The sequence below is a fragment of the Arthrobacter sp. TE12232 genome (genome assembly GCF_054062615.1).
This window is the reverse complement of sequence record NZ_JBSSFK010000001.1, coordinates 306,424-319,826: the sequence shown is the minus strand read 5'-3', so window position 1 is coordinate 319,826 and position 13,403 is coordinate 306,424. Positions and strand designations below refer to the sequence as shown.

The following is a 13,403-nucleotide window of genomic DNA, read 5'->3' as shown; positions in this document are numbered from 1 at the left end:
GTGTGGGCATTGCCCCTTCCACCCTGCGCGGAGGAACCCGAGTGCCTACTTGGATCCTCGTACCGCACGGCGAATGCGGCGACAGGAACAGCCGCCTAACCGGGAGTACCTGGGCGGACGTTCAAGCGTAGGGGCCGAGGTTGATCCCGCGCGGGGCAGCTAGGCCCCGGCTTCATTCGGCGTCGGGCACGCCGTCCCCTGACGCCTGCGCTGACTTGAGCTTCCGGCGTCTGCGCCGGCGCCAGACGATCACCAGGCCAAGCACGACGATGGGGACCAGCACCCAGCCGCCGATGTCGAGAGCGTCACCGATGGCATGGGCCAGCGCCCCGGCCAGATAGGCGAGAACGCTGAGGCTCGCGACCCACGCAATGGACCCCGTGATGTTCCACAGCAGGAACTTGGGCCACGGCATCTTGGCAGCCCCCGCGGCAATGGCACCCCAGAGCCGGACGACAATGACCCAGCGGCCGAAGAACAAGGCTGTTCCGCCGTGCCGATCGAAGAACGACTCCAGCTGGACGATGCGATTTTCGTCGGCGTGGAAGCGCCGTGCGAGTCGCAGCATCAACGGACGGCCTCCCACCCGCCCAAGTATGTAGCCAATAGTGCTGCCGAGCATGGCGCCCAGGCTGCCGACCGCGATAACGGCAGCAAGGTTCAGATCTCCGTGGCGCGCCGAGGCGTAGGCCCCAAGCAGTACGGCCACGGCGGGAAGCGGTACACCGGCGCACTGGGCCAGCACAATCACGAAGACGCCGAAGTAGTACGCCCATTCGTCCGCAGTCCCTGCTTCCGCGGCGACGAAGCCTGCCGAGCCGAGCGCCACGAAGCGGAGGGCGGCTAATCCGGTCATCGCTCACACCTCACTTCGCTGCTCCGCCACGGTTCATAATGACGGTCCCCGCGCCGCCCGAGTTTGTTCCACGGTCATAACCCCCGCGACGACACCGAGATGGCCCTTGTATACGCTTGTGGCCGCGCCGCGTCAAGACCACGCTGCGGTCACGGCACGGCACGGCACGGCCCGCGGCGGCACAGCGCCCCCTGACCTCACCGTGCAACAGATTTAGAAGGATCAACGCGTCAATGAGGCATTTCGGGAGCCAGTGAGCTCGGCGAGTAGGCCGTCCGCGCCGCCGCAGCGCTCAGCTGTGTGCGTGAGACATCCGATGATCCCCGCACATGCTGTTCGGCGCTTTGCGGGACACCGCTTCCATTGAAAAGCGCGCCGCGGCCAGGTCAGGTGCCCACCTGGCAGGCAGCCCGGTTCGCCGGATAAAACCGGGCCGGGTATTCCTGCGCCGGCCTCAAGTCCGACCATGAGCCAAGGCATTGCGGCCCTGATGCCTGCCAGAGGGTTCTTCGCTGAACCAGTGACTTAGGGCCCTGCCGGTGCGAGCCTGCCGGGGCAAGAGTTGGACCTACCCGACGACCGATGTGCGTACGGCGCCGGTCCGGGCGCGACAGGCCTCTTGCAGCTGGGGCGGTTCTGTCTAAGACCGTCCGGAGACAGCATCCAGTAGGAAGCGGGGTGGCCGTTACGCCGGCCAGAACCAAATGGAGGGCACACCATGGCAGAGCACAACTACATCTTGTTCGTTTCGTCGTACGCCGACACGGGCTCGGCGGCGGACGATTTCAAGGCGATCAAGAGCATGGACGACGCGGCTGTGGCGGCTGCGGTCGTACTGTCGCGTGACGCCTCGGGCAAGACCGAGGTCAAGGAGCATGGGGGCGGACTGGTCGCCGGCGGCACCAAGGCCGGCGCCATCGGCGGGCTGGTGGTCGGACTGTTCGCTCCGCCGCTTCTGCTGTCCGGCGTGATCGGTGCTGGGATCGGCGCAGGTGTGGGGGCCATCGCGAAGCGTCACGAGGAGAAGTCCATCGGCGTCGACGCGGAGGAGTGGCTGCCTCCGGGCTCCTCGGCGATCGTTGCCGTCGTCGACGACCTCTACCTCGACCGCGTCGACAAGGCGGTCGACAAGGCCACCAAGAAGGTCAGCAAAGCCATCGAAACTGGTGACTACGACGCCGTGGTCAAGGCCGTGAACGAGGGCGACGAGAAGATCATCGAAGCCGCTTCGTCCTGATCGGCCGACGCAACCGCCCCTGAGCGGGCCGCTCAATATCGACGATCGCCTACCGCGTGGGCGCCGGAGCATCGAACCGGGGAACGTCGAAATCCATCCTCGACATCATCGTCCTGGTCCTCCTGCTGGCCGCAGCGGTGCGTAAGGACGAGACACCAACGCCGTCCGCGCCCCTAAATGGATGGGCAGGCTTGAAGAGGTCCAACCGGAGGACTCGTTCCGGCTCGGTTTCCTGCTCTTGGGTGTTCCCGTCGGACATCCTCACCTCGGTCGCCGTCGGCGGTTCGGCATCGGCCCACCAAGTTTCGTGGTGGGCGGTGATGTCTTTCGTGCTGACGCCGCTGCTGCTCGTCGCAGTGTTCATCGCACTCGCCGTGAGCAACCTCGTTTCAAGTTAGGACTCCTCCACGCCGACGATGCCACACACCGCAGGGCGATGACGGGACACGGGTCCGACCGAACGTCGCGATGCACAAGGTGACCGGCCCTGACACGTCTTGGGAGCGCGCTCGGCGTTGACCTTGTTGCGGGACGATTCATTTTGGTGCTGGCGCCGTGTCTTGCTGGTTGTGCAAGACACCCGAGATCCTGGCGGGGAGATGGAGAAAGGACGGGGTGCGTGCGTGCTTACGGAACGGGCCGAACTATGTTCTGACGTCCGCGCAGGCCTAGAGATTCTCCAGTTCGGAAGTTGGTGTGGCCTGGTCCGCGGTGGCTTCGGTCGTATTGGACGATCTTCGCGGCCACGAGAGACGCGCGAACCCGAAGCCGTGAACGCTCATGTCACCATCAGCGTAAAGACCAAATTGCTTCCCGGTGCCGTGTCGTATGACCCCCGGATCGTACTAGGCTCCACCTTGTGATCCCGAGCCCTGTCCCCGGCTTGTCGGCGGCCGCACCACGGCGCGTCCGGGTGGGGGCCGTGGCGGGCATGGCGGGCGCCGTTCTGTTTGTATCCGTCTTCACCGTTTACGGGTGGCTGTACCCCGGCTACTCCTGGACGGGTATGTTCGTCAGCGAGCTGGCTCTTGGCCCCTATGGGTGGGTCCAGGTCCTCAACTTCGTGCTGACGGGCGCCTTGGTGTTGATGTTCGGCCGCGGTCTGGCCGCTTATTTCAGCGCCGGCGCGGTTTCCCGGGCCGGGCCGTTTCTTGTGCAGGGGATCGGCGTCAGCCTGATTGCCTCGGGGCCGTTCGTCACCGACCCGTCGGCGATGTTCGGCCAAACCAGTCCGCATGGCATGGTGCACGGTATCTTCGGCGCCATCGTCTTCACGTTCGCGCCGTTCAGTTGCTTCGTTTTCTACCGGCGCTTCCGCAGGGACCCGGCCTGGCGCCCCCTGGCGGGGTGGACACTTCTCAGCGGCGTGGTCCTTACTCTCGGGATCGTTCTGCTCAAGATTAGCCAGCAGCCCGGTAGCGGACTCTTCGACTGGAAAGGGCTCGTGCAACGGGCCATTCTGGTCACGTTTATGGCTTGGATCTTCGCGGTCGCATTCCGGCTGCGCCACCTCTGCCCCCTCCCGCAACACAGCCCATCAACGAGGGCGTAGGCCTGGGCTCGAGGACGCGGCGGAGCACACTGTGGCCTCGCGGCCCCGTTTACACCGGGCCGGTCGGACCTGCCACGGCCGGCCCGAAGGGTTTGGTCTAGCGAGGGCCGAAGGTTTCGAGGCCGCGCCGCAGGGGAGCAGGGCCGCCCTCCGGCCCTACCGGGATGACGCGGGACGGCCTATCGTGGTCCTGACACAGCCCGAGGGAAAGGAACGACGATGTTCACCCTGCAGATTAGCTATCCGGTCCGGGACTACGAGGCATGGAAGAAAGTCTTCGACACCGATCCCGCAGGCCGCGCCGCCTCGGGCGCCCGGTCTATCCGGGTTTTCCGGGACACGGAGGACCAGAACAGCGTGGCCGTGCTCCTCGACTTCGATACCAAGGACGCCGCGACCGTCTTTCTGGAAACGTTGCGCAGCCAGGTGTGGGACAAACCCGAGGTGATAGGGCAGCTGATGACGGCAGCGCCGACGGCCAGGATTCTGGAAGAGGTGGCCCGCGAGGGCCAGGGCGCGGGCTGACCGCTGAGGGGCTGAGTCGGTCGTCTTGAGCCGTGTTTCGCTGCGTACTGTGGTGGCTCAGCTGGCGAGTAGGTTGAGTGCGTCGTGGCCCGTGGTGCCCGCTTGTGCGCTATTTGCAGAGTCCCCATCCGTGCCTGCCCTCATTGCAGGAACTGGATTTGCTCAGAGGCGGCGGAGGAATGCCGACCGGCGGCCATACAGGGTGAGCAGGAGGGCTGCGATCCCGAGGGCGATCATGACTACCGGTAGCGCCAGCCCGTCGAATGGCGTCAGGAGGAGTGCGCCGAGGATGCCGGCGCCGAAGATTGCTATGTTGAAGGCGACCGGGAGGAACGCGTTGGCGACGTCGGCGTTTTCGCCTCCTGCGGTGGTCAGCGGGCCCTGCAGCTGGGCTGACGCGCCGCCGAAGGCGACGCCCCAGAGGGCGGCGGCGATCACAATGGCCAGGGCCGATGTGTGTCCGATGAGCAGGATGACTCCGGATGCGACGAACGCGGTGACGCTCAGGTGCAGGAGGGGCCGGGGGCAGCGGTCCAGCAGCGCTCCGGTGATGGCCACGCCGATGACCGATGCGATGCCGTAGATCAGTAGGACGAGGTCGGCGGAGAGGCCGGTTTCTGTGGCGCGGAGGTAGGGGGCAATGTAGGTGTAGATGGTGCTGTGGGCGAGCATCCAGACGACGATGACGGTGAGGATGAGGGCTACTCCGGGGATCCGGAACACGCGCCCCAGGGGAAGCCGCAACGTGGCCGGTTGCCCGGGGGCATCAGGGACGAATGCGATGATCAGTGCGCCGACGACGAGTGCGAGGACGGAGAGCGCGCCGAAGGACCATCGCCAGTCGAAGGTCCTTCCGATCCAGGCGCCGAGGGGGGTGCCGAAAGCGAACCCGAGGGGAGCGCCCATGGAAACGATGGCCAGGGACAGCCCGGCGTTTTGGGGCGGGCTGATGCGGCGGCCGTAGGCAGCGAGCATTCCCCAAATGGTTCCCGAGAACGCGCCGGCGAGGAATCGTGAGACGAGAGACAGTGTCGCCTCAGGAGAGAACGTGGTGAGCGTGTTGGCCATCACGAGTCCGGCGATACTCGCGAGCAGCAGAGGCTTTCGTCGCATGCCGCGGGTGAGGGTGATCGCGGGAATGGTGGCGAGGACCGTCCCGAGAGCGTAGGCGCTGACGAGCAGACCGACAGTTCCTTCGCTTGTGTGGAGGCCTGCTGCGATGACGGGGAGCAGGCCGGCTGGCATGGTTTCGGTAGCGACGAGGATGAATCCCATTGCGGCCAGGACGACGAGGGCGAGCAAAGGCAGCTTTTGCTGTGCCCTGACTTCTGGTGCAGGTGTTCGTGTGGGGACGGTTGTCATGTGGCTCCTTTCGTGCGGGGCGGTGATGCCGGGGATCGGGCTTGGAGATCGGACGCGGCGGGAGGTCTATCCCACGGGCCGTGGGATAGACCCCTTGGCGCCGAGCTGCTTGGCGGCGAGGATCGCCGAGAGTCCGACGGCGCCGTACATGACAACACCACGCATAATTTGCTCTCCTGTTCATCGGGTCCAACCAGTCCAACTTTCTTTCCGTGCGCGGGGGAGTCTCTGTTGAGGGGTGTACCGAGAGGGAACCCCTCGTTCCTCCCTGCCGATTTACCCTTGAACCATGGATAACCGGGCTGAAGTGCGAGAGTTCCTGATGTCGCGGCGCGCACGACTCACACCGGAAGACGCCGGCATTGCCGCGGGGTCGAATCGTCGGGTGGCCGGGCTGAGGCGCAGCGAAGTCGCGTTACTCGCCGACGTCAGCGTGGAGTACTACGCGAAGCTCGAGCGCGGTTCCATCGCGGGCGCGTCCGCGTCCGTGCTCGAATCCGTCGCCCGCGCCCTTCGTCTCGATGACACCGAGCGGGCGCACTTGTTCGACCTGGCCCGGGCGGCAGATGGCATCCCGACCTCCGGGAGGCTCCGCAAACGCGCCACCGCCCAAGCCGGGGCCCGCTTGAGCCTGCAGTGGGCGCTGGAAGCGATCACCGAGGGTGTCGCATTCGTCCGCGACCCGTACCAGAACCTGCTCGCGACAAACGCCTTGGGGCGCGCCTTCTACTCGCCGGTGATCGGAGACAGTGGCCGCACCCCGAACCTCGCGAGGTTTCAGTTCCTGGACCCGGCTTCGCGCGACTTCTACCCCGACTGGGAGCAGTTTGGCGAGATGTGCGTGGGCATCATGCGTGCCGAAGCGGGCCGGGACCCTCACGACCGCACAATGCAGGACCTTGTCGGAGAGCTCTCGACACGAAGCGAGACCTTCCGTGCACTATGGGGCGCGCACAACGTACGCACCCATGGCTCCGGAACAAAACGCTTCCATCACCCCGTGGCCGGGGAACTTACCCTCGCGTACGAGGAACTCGCGATCACCGCCGAGCCAGGCCTCGTGCTTATGGTTTACACCGCAGAGCCAGGCTCCCCTTCAGCGGAACGTCTCCGCCTCCTCGCAAGCTGGGGAGCGAGCGAGCACACACCCACTGAAAGGCACCGAACCACGAGCTGACAAAAGTTTCACCGGCTCTGGCTCCTGAAAGCGTACGGGATTTTCCCTTCTCGAGCTATTTGTGAGCAGCCCTTCGGCCAGACGCTCATGAACTCGTTTCCGGAATTCGCTCCAAACATTTCCGGGATTTCACCCGCAGCGGGTGAGGTCCATGCCGGGCTTAGCGCCAACAATAGTCATACCCTCCACGGGTAGGGCTGAGGGACAGGCCGTCCCGGAAACGAGACCGCGTCTTTGAGAGCAGGTAACACAAATGAGTTTCTGGGAAAACTCGTGGGATATTTTCTGGCGGTTCTTCGCTGCGTCCGTTTTCTTTGCCTACCTGTTTGGTGTTTTTGCGATCATCGGTGACCTTTTTCGCGATCAGTTTGAAAGAATCAAAAGCCGGGTGCTGGTTTGACGGCCTTCGCGGCATCGAAGTAGGCAGCCGTGCGCGGATTCTTCCAGGACGCTGAAACATTTGCGTTGCTCCTGCTTGCGGCCCACATATTGCTCGTGACCGTCGCAGCTGTCCTCGTGTCGATGAATCGCCGTCCGTCCTCGGCTATTGCCTGGGTGCTCGCCATAATTTTCATACCGATCCTGGGTGCAGTCGCGTATTTCTTTGTCGGTTACTCGAAACTGCCCAAGGCGCGCCGGGACAAACAGCGCGAAGTCAACGCTCTGGTCCTGGCGCGGACTGAAGGCAGCCCACTGATCAGCCGCGGCCTTGACTGGCCGGAGTGGCTCCATTCGGCGGTAGTGTTGAACAGCAACCTTGGGGCGCTCCCTATGGTCGCGGGCAACAGTGCGACCCTGTTGGGCGACTACAACGGCACTTTCGATGCCATGATCGCTGAGATCGATTCGGCCACCAGTTATGTGCACGTGGAGTTTTACATCCTGGTGTTGGACGCAACGACGGCGCCGTATTTTCAAGCGTTGGCCCGAGCAAGATCACGCGGCGTTGACGTGCGGGTTCTGTCCGATCATCTGGCTGGCCTAAAGTTCCCCGGCCGGAAAGAAACCTTGGACTTCCTCCAGAAGATAGGGGCGGAATATCGCCCCATGCTGCCGGTGCGGCCGTGGCGCGGCGAATGGCAGAGGCCGGACCTGCGCAATCACCGGAAGATCTTCGTCGTCGATGGCCGCGTGGGATTCACTGGGTCCCAGAACGTCATCGACGCGAGCTACGACACGAAGGGTAACCTGAAGCGCGGGCTCCAGTGGCATGAGCTGATGATGCGCGTCGAGGGACCTGTGGTCCGGGAGCTGGATGCGGTCTTCGCAACGGACTGGTACAGCGAAACGGGTGTGATACTGCCACTGGATTCAAGCCCCCTAGGAGTCAGCCAACGTTCCGCGCTCGTTGACGCACAGGTCCTGCCCAGTGGTCCCAGCTTCGACAACGACAACAATTTGAAGCTCTACGCGACGCTAATCCACAAAGCTGAGCGTCGCGTCAGCATCACCAGTCCATACTTTGTCCCGGACGAATCCATCCTGATGGCTATTGTCACGGCAGCCGCGCGGGGGCTAAGCGTCGAGCTCTTTGTTTCCGAGGTCGGAGACCAGAGCATGGTCTATCACGCGCAGCGTTCCTACTACGAGGCACTGCTCCGCGCCGGCGTCAGGATTTACCTTTACCGGGCGCCAAAGGTACTGCACTCTAAGCACTTCACCATCGATGAGGAGGTTGCGGTGATTGGGTCCAGCAACATGGATGTCCGTTCTTTCAGCCTCAACATGGAAGTTTCCGTCCTTGTGCACGGCCGCGGTTTTGTGGACGCAATTCGCCGGATCGAAGACGGGTACCGCGTGGAAAGCCGTGAGCTGCAGCTCGAGGACTGGATCCGGCGGCCCATAGCCCAAAAAGTATTCGACAACCTGGCGCGCCTGACGGCGTCCCTCCAATAGGGAAATTGGTCCAGACCCGACGGCGCTGAAACACCGAAGCCCTTGGGGGGAAAGCCGCGGTTAGCGGCCGTTGTACTCGTCGTCTGTTATGTGCTCGCGCCAAGTGGTGGTCTTGGACGGGTCTTCGCCGTTTTGGATCATGGCAATGTGTTCCATGAAGCAGCCCGGGGCGGCGGCGTGCCAATGCTCCTCGCCGGGCGGGGTGTAGAGCGTCTGGCCGGGATGGACTTCGATGATCTTTCCGTCTCGGGTACCGAAACGGCCTACACCTTGGGTGACGCGCAGATATTGACCGTGCTGGTGGGAGTGCCAGGCTGTGCGTGCTCCGGGCGCGAAGCGGACGGTCGCGACGACCATCGTCTGGTCAGACTCGTGGGGGAGCGCGATTGGGTCGAGCCAGACGTCGCCAGCGAACTGGGCCGCCGGGTTTTTCGTGGTGGGCACAAAGGGTTCGATGTTCATGATGTTCCTTACTTGTTGTCTGTGAAGAGCTGTTTGGCGACGCCCATGGCAGACATGCCCTGGGGCCAGCCCGCGTAGAGCGTGACGTGGGTGATGGCTTCGATGAGCTCCTCTTGGGTCACACCGTTCTCGATGGCGCGGCCGAGGTGGAAGCCCAGCTGGGCGGTGTTTCCGCCAGCGGTGAGCACGGCCACGGTGATGAGGCTGCGGTCCCGTGCGGAGAGTTCAGGCCGGTTCCAGACGTCTTCGAAGAGGACGTCGTCAGTGAGCGCGGCAAGCTTTGGCGCGAAGTCGCCGAACATCTTTCGGCCGCCACCGAGCTGCTTGGGTTGGTTAGTCATGATGATCCTTCTTTCGGTTTGGAATCTTTCGTGCGTCAAATGGACGGGCTGCGTGGGAAATACCAGGTGGATGCGACGGTGCGTGCTATGACCCAGTCGTCTCCGTGGGGTTCGAACCAGGAACGCAGCGTCAGGCGCCAGGTGGACCTGGATCCCCAGATCGTGGCGTCGGTGAGTGTGCGGGCGGTCAAACCGGGCGTGGTCCCTTCCGTTCTGATGGCGGCCTCGACTATTTCCATCCGGTGGTACCGCATCTGGCCGGTATCGATGGCACCAAGCCATTCCGCCTTCGACTGCACGTATCCGGTCATGTGGGTAAGCGTGAAGTCGTCGGCGAGGATGCTGTCCAGCTCCGCCACGTCACCGCCCACCATCGCCTCGCACAGGGTGCCATGGAGCGCTTCTACCGCCGCGGCGGTCACGCCTGTCACCGTCGCCGCGCCTGCGCCGTGAGTTCGTGGGTACCGTAGCTGTTGTCGTCAGGGTTGACAGTCACGCCGGGGGCGACGAGTTCGTCGATGCGGTCCAAAACGTCGCTGGACAGAGTGATGTCGGCGGCGGGCAGGTAGGACTCGAGCTGTTCCAGGGTGCGCGGTCCGACGATCGCTGCCGTGACGCCGGGGTGGTTGATCACGAAGGCTATGGCGAGCTCAATGAGGGTCAAACCGGCCTGTTCGGCCAGGTGGGCGAGATCTTCGACGATGTCGAGTTTGCGCTGGTTGGCCGGGCTTGTCATGTCGAACCGGGCATTCGGACGTGCGGAAGAGGCGGGTGCGGACGCCGAGTCTTTCCGCCAGCGCCCGGAGAGCCACCCGCCGCTGAGCGGGCTGTAGGTGAGGGTACCCATGCCGTGGCGCTGCACCGTCGGCAGGATGTCCTCTTCGATGCCGCGGACCAGGATCGAGTACGGCGGCTGCTCGGTGACGAACCGCTCCAGGTTCCGTGTACGCGACGCCCACTGGGCTTCCACGATCTGGGATCCGGAGTACGACGAGGAGCCGATGTAACGAACCTTCCCCTGACGGACGAGGTCGGTAAGGGCGCCGAGGGTTTCCTCGACATCCGTGTCGGGGCTGGGCCGGTGGACCTGGTACAGGTCGAGGTAGTCGGTGTTCAGACGACGGAGGGAGTTTTCGACCTCGCGGATGACCCAGCGGCGGGATCCGCCGCGCTGGTTGGGGTCCTCGCTCATGGGCATGAAGAACTTCGTCGCGAGGAACACGTCGTCGCGGCGTCTCTCGAGAGCCTGCCCAACGATCTCCTCGGATGCCCCGCCTGAGTAGACGTCGGCGGTGTCAATGAAGTTGATGCCGGAGTCGAGGGCGCGGTGGATAATCCGGATGGCGTCCGTACGGTCGTCGTTGCCCCAGGGGCCGAACATCATCGCTCCGAGGCATAAGGGACTGACCTGCACGCCGGTGCGGCCAAGTGGGCGATATTCCATGGTGGTGTCTACTCTCTGTCTCAGGCTTCGGGGATGACCATGGCGAAGCGCTCTTCGCGGGCCTCGTCGGGGTCCGGTCCGTTGCGCACGCCCGTATCGAGCGCGTCGACGGCGGCGAGTTCGTCGGCACTGAGTTCAAAGTCGAAGACGTCGAAGTTCTCGGCGATGCGTGCGGGGTTGGTCGACTTCGGGATGGCTGAACGGCCCTGCTGCAAGTGCCAGCGGAGCATGACCTGGGCTGGGCTCTTGCCGTGCGTTTGTCCGATGCTGGTGATCGTCGGGTCTTCCATCACGTTCCTGCGGTCCTCGCCCCATCCCGGGTAGAAGGTGATGCCGCCGATCGGTGACCATGCCTGGGTGAGGATCCCGTGTTCGGTGTCGGCTGCCTGGACGTCCGGCTGGGTGAAGTACGGGTGCAGTTCGATCTGGTTCACGGCCGGGACGATCTCGGTGGTGGCCAGCAGCTGCTCGAGGTGGTGCGGCATGAAGTTGCTGACGCCGATGGCCCGCACGCGCCCGTCAGCGAGCAGGCGCTCAAGTGCTTTGTACGCGGCAATGGTTTTCTCGAACCGGTCCGGGGCGGGCTGGTGCAGGATGAGCAGGTCCAAGTAGTCAACGCCGAGCTTGCCCGTCGCCTTGTCCCAAGCATGCAGCGTCTCGGCGTAGCCGTAGTCGCTGACCCAGACTTTGGTCTCGATGAACACCTCTGAACGGTCCAGGCCCGAGTTGCGGATGCCCTCACCGACCTCCCGCTCGTTGCCGTACGCGGCGGCGGTATCGATATGCCGGTAGCCGGCAGCAAGCGCGGCCTCGACGGCGGCCGTGGTCTTCTCGGGGGCGCTTTGGAAGACGCCCAGACCGAGGGCGGGCATCGTAATGCCGTTGTTGAGAGTAAGTTTCATGTCCATGCCTTTCACGGTATTCAGAGGTGGGGAGTTGTGGGAGGGCACATCATTACCTCCATCGAGCGGGAGGCGGCACCGCGAGGGGTGCCGCTCGTTGGTGTTGCCCTGGGCTTGCCGGCCGGCCAGCTCAGCGGACGCGCTCGGCCTCCGGTACGGGCACGGCTATCCGGGGTGCCCTGGTGCGGCGGGCAGCCAAGTCTGCTGGCAGGATGAGGGTGGCGGTGACACCCAGGGCAAGGAACAGTAGGACGCTGCCCGTGGTCAGCGCAACGCTGACCTGCGCGGCCAGGTGGGCTACGGCAGAGCCCGGGGTCGGGACGGTGGCTGCGGCAGCGACCGCGATACCAAGCCCGAGGCAGGTGCCGACCTGGTGGAAGGTGTTCACCAGGCCGGATGCGGCGCCGGCGTCGGACGCGGGGGCGCCGGTGATGCCGAACGAGGTCAGTGGAGCAAAAGCGAGGCCCTGACCGGCCCCGATGAGGATCATCGGCAGAGCCACCCCTGTCAGGTATGCGGAGTCGACTCCGGCTCGGCTGAGCCAGAACATCCCGGTCAACGTGAGCAGGATCCCGGTCAGGAGCGGGACCGAGCCCGGCATCCGGCCTACGAGCCGGGGGATGCTCATCGCGACGGCGAAGTTGACCGCCGTCATGGGTAGGAATCCGATGCCGGCCCGCAGCGGGTCGAAGCCGAGCACTTCCTGCAGGAACTGGGTGGTGAAGAAGAAGAACCCGATCATTGCGCCCAGATACAGGAAACGTGCCAGGTAGGCGCCGGTGCGGCGGCGGCTCGCGAACAGCCGCAAGGGCATGATCGGCTGGGCCGCCCTGCGCTCGATCAGCACGAACACGACCAGGAGCACGACGCCGGTACTGACGGCCGTGATTGTGACCGGTGAGGTCCAGCCGGCGTCGGTGGTGTTGATGATGCCGAACACGAGAGCTCCGACGCCCAGTGTGGCGCTGAGCGCCCCGAGCACGTCGAAGCGGCCGCGGGCGCGGCCTGTTTCCGGGATGAACCGCGGCGCGAGCGCGATCATCGCGGCGCCAATGGGTACGTTGACGAAGAACCCGGCGCGCCAGGAGATCCAGTGGGCCAGCGCGCCGCCGATGACCAGCCCCAGGCTTGCGCCGATCCCCGCGGTAGCACCGTACAAGGCGACGGCACGGGTGCGTTCACGGCCCTCCGGGAAGCTCGCGGTGAGTAGGGACAGTGATGCGGGCGCGACGATCGCGGCTCCGATACCCTGGACGGCGCGGCCGGCGATCGCCCACCACCCCGCCGGGGCGACGCCGATCAGCAGGGACGCGATCGAGAACACCACCAGCCCGAAGACGAAGACACGCCGCCGTCCGAGCAGATCGCCTGCACGGGCGCCAAGGAGGAGCAGGCCGCCGAAGACCAGCGTGTACGCATCCTGAACCCAGGAAAGCTCGCTGGTCGTCAGCCGCAGATCGGCCTGCAGGCTCGGCAGCGCGGTGAAGATGACCGAGTTGTCCAGCAGGATCATAAAGTAGCTGACGAGGATGATCGCTAGGATCGCCGCCGGGTGCGGAGCGGTTGCGGGTGCAGGTTTCATGCTTTCAATGCAACCTTGATTCCTTACGGGCCGGGAGTCACTGTCGTTCCGGGTAATGCCAGTCCCT

At 64.6% G+C, this 13,403-nt stretch carries 15 protein-coding genes; 7 read left to right on the top strand and 8 right to left on the bottom strand.

Annotated elements, in window-relative coordinates:
* Positions 1–172 precede the first annotated feature (172 nt).
* Positions 173–856, bottom strand: a complete 684-nt coding sequence (locus ACVWZ7_RS01425) for a DedA family protein (RefSeq protein WP_456506685.1) — start codon at positions 854–856, stop codon at positions 173–175.
* A gap of 718 nt (positions 857–1,574) precedes the next feature.
* Here ACVWZ7_RS01425 and ACVWZ7_RS01420 point away from each other — a divergent pair.
* The 4 genes from ACVWZ7_RS01420 to ACVWZ7_RS01405 all read left to right on the top strand — a co-directional run bounded on the left by ACVWZ7_RS01420 (position 1,575) and on the right by ACVWZ7_RS01405 (position 4,170).
* Positions 1,575–2,093, top strand: coding sequence for a DUF1269 domain-containing protein (locus ACVWZ7_RS01420; protein WP_456506684.1), 519 nt, complete (start codon positions 1,575–1,577; stop codon positions 2,091–2,093).
* Positions 2,094–2,149: 56 nt separating this feature from the next.
* Positions 2,150–2,491, top strand: a complete 342-nt coding sequence (locus ACVWZ7_RS01415) for a hypothetical protein (RefSeq protein WP_456506683.1) — start codon at positions 2,150–2,152, stop codon at positions 2,489–2,491.
* A 533-nt stretch (positions 2,492–3,024) separates the two neighbouring features.
* Positions 3,025–3,645, top strand: coding sequence for a DUF998 domain-containing protein (locus tag ACVWZ7_RS01410; RefSeq protein ID WP_456509047.1), 621 nt, complete (start codon positions 3,025–3,027; stop codon positions 3,643–3,645).
* A 219-nt stretch (positions 3,646–3,864) separates the two neighbouring features.
* Positions 3,865–4,170, top strand: a complete 306-nt coding sequence (locus ACVWZ7_RS01405) for a hypothetical protein (RefSeq protein WP_456506682.1) — start codon at positions 3,865–3,867, stop codon at positions 4,168–4,170.
* A 162-nt stretch (positions 4,171–4,332) separates the two neighbouring features.
* Here ACVWZ7_RS01405 and ACVWZ7_RS01400 read toward each other — a convergent pair whose 3' ends face one another.
* Positions 4,333–5,532 carry an MFS transporter gene (locus tag ACVWZ7_RS01400; RefSeq protein ID WP_456506681.1) on the bottom strand — a complete coding sequence of 400 codons (1,200 nt, stop codon included), beginning with the start codon at positions 5,530–5,532 and terminating at the stop codon, positions 4,333–4,335.
* Positions 5,533–5,821: 289 nt separating this feature from the next.
* Between ACVWZ7_RS01400 and ACVWZ7_RS01395 the strand changes: the two genes are divergently transcribed.
* From ACVWZ7_RS01395 to cls, 3 genes are all read left to right on the top strand, one after another.
* Positions 5,822–6,709, top strand: a complete 888-nt coding sequence (locus tag ACVWZ7_RS01395) for a helix-turn-helix transcriptional regulator (RefSeq protein WP_456506680.1) — start codon at positions 5,822–5,824, stop codon at positions 6,707–6,709.
* A 253-nt stretch (positions 6,710–6,962) separates the two neighbouring features.
* Complete coding sequence (locus ACVWZ7_RS01390; RefSeq protein ID WP_344367937.1) at positions 6,963–7,109, top strand: hypothetical protein; 147 nt, start codon at positions 6,963–6,965, stop codon at positions 7,107–7,109.
* Between the two features lie 29 nt (positions 7,110–7,138).
* Positions 7,139–8,605 carry a cardiolipin synthase gene (gene cls, locus ACVWZ7_RS01385; protein ID WP_344367936.1) on the top strand — a complete coding sequence of 489 codons (1,467 nt, stop codon included), beginning with the start codon at positions 7,139–7,141 and terminating at the stop codon, positions 8,603–8,605.
* 60 nt (positions 8,606–8,665) lie between these two features.
* On the opposite strand, the gene ACVWZ7_RS01380 is transcribed toward cls, so the two are convergent.
* The 6 genes from ACVWZ7_RS01380 to ACVWZ7_RS01355 form a co-directional block, all read right to left on the bottom strand.
* Entirely contained in the window at positions 8,666–9,067 is a 402-nt protein-coding gene (locus tag ACVWZ7_RS01380; protein WP_456506679.1) for a (R)-mandelonitrile lyase, read from the bottom strand.
* Positions 9,068–9,075: 8 nt separating this feature from the next.
* Positions 9,076–9,408, bottom strand: coding sequence for a carboxymuconolactone decarboxylase family protein (locus tag ACVWZ7_RS01375; protein WP_456506678.1), 333 nt, complete (start codon positions 9,406–9,408; stop codon positions 9,076–9,078).
* Positions 9,409–9,443: 35 nt separating this feature from the next.
* A complete protein-coding gene (locus ACVWZ7_RS01370; RefSeq protein ID WP_456506677.1) occupies positions 9,444–9,839 on the bottom strand; it encodes a nuclear transport factor 2 family protein in 396 nt (131 codons plus the stop codon).
* Positions 9,836–10,852: an aldo/keto reductase gene (locus tag ACVWZ7_RS01365; RefSeq protein ID WP_456506676.1), complete on the bottom strand. Its 1,017-nt coding sequence runs from the start codon at positions 10,850–10,852 to the stop codon at positions 9,836–9,838. Before ACVWZ7_RS01365 ends, ACVWZ7_RS01370 begins: the two co-directional genes overlap by 4 nt.
* A gap of 20 nt (positions 10,853–10,872) precedes the next feature.
* On the bottom strand, positions 10,873–11,754 hold the full coding sequence (locus ACVWZ7_RS01360; RefSeq protein ID WP_456506675.1) for an aldo/keto reductase: 882 nt from the start codon (positions 11,752–11,754) through the stop codon (positions 10,873–10,875).
* Between the two features lie 130 nt (positions 11,755–11,884).
* On the bottom strand, positions 11,885–13,336 hold the full coding sequence (locus tag ACVWZ7_RS01355; protein WP_456506674.1) for an MFS transporter: 1,452 nt from the start codon (positions 13,334–13,336) through the stop codon (positions 11,885–11,887).
* Positions 13,337–13,403 lie beyond the last annotated feature (67 nt).

What these genes read in the sequence shown, in the direction of transcription:
- ACVWZ7_RS01375 (WP_456506678.1), bottom strand. Translation starts at nt 9,408, where the DNA reads ATGACTAACCAACCCAAGCAGCTCGGTGGCGGCCGAAAGATGTTCGGC.
- ACVWZ7_RS01405 (WP_456506682.1), top strand. Translation starts at nt 3,865, where the DNA reads ATGTTCACCCTGCAGATTAGCTATCCGGTCCGGGACTACGAGGCATGG.
- ACVWZ7_RS01365 (WP_456506676.1), bottom strand. Translation starts at nt 10,852, where the DNA reads ATGGAATATCGCCCACTTGGCCGCACCGGCGTGCAGGTCAGTCCCTTA.
- ACVWZ7_RS01420 (WP_456506684.1), top strand. Translation starts at nt 1,575, where the DNA reads ATGGCAGAGCACAACTACATCTTGTTCGTTTCGTCGTACGCCGACACG.
- ACVWZ7_RS01380 (WP_456506679.1), bottom strand. Translation starts at nt 9,067, where the DNA reads ATGAACATCGAACCCTTTGTGCCCACCACGAAAAACCCGGCGGCCCAG.
- ACVWZ7_RS01410 (WP_456509047.1), top strand. Translation starts at nt 3,025, where the DNA reads ATGGCGGGCGCCGTTCTGTTTGTATCCGTCTTCACCGTTTACGGGTGG.
- ACVWZ7_RS01355 (WP_456506674.1), bottom strand. Translation starts at nt 13,336, where the DNA reads ATGAAACCTGCACCCGCAACCGCTCCGCACCCGGCGGCGATCCTAGCG.
- ACVWZ7_RS01400 (WP_456506681.1), bottom strand. Translation starts at nt 5,532, where the DNA reads ATGACAACCGTCCCCACACGAACACCTGCACCAGAAGTCAGGGCACAG.
- ACVWZ7_RS01395 (WP_456506680.1), top strand. Translation starts at nt 5,822, where the DNA reads ATGGATAACCGGGCTGAAGTGCGAGAGTTCCTGATGTCGCGGCGCGCA.
- ACVWZ7_RS01390 (WP_344367937.1), top strand. Translation starts at nt 6,963, where the DNA reads ATGAGTTTCTGGGAAAACTCGTGGGATATTTTCTGGCGGTTCTTCGCT.
- ACVWZ7_RS01360 (WP_456506675.1), bottom strand. Translation starts at nt 11,754, where the DNA reads ATGAAACTTACTCTCAACAACGGCATTACGATGCCCGCCCTCGGTCTG.
- ACVWZ7_RS01425 (WP_456506685.1), bottom strand. Translation starts at nt 856, where the DNA reads ATGACCGGATTAGCCGCCCTCCGCTTCGTGGCGCTCGGCTCGGCAGGC.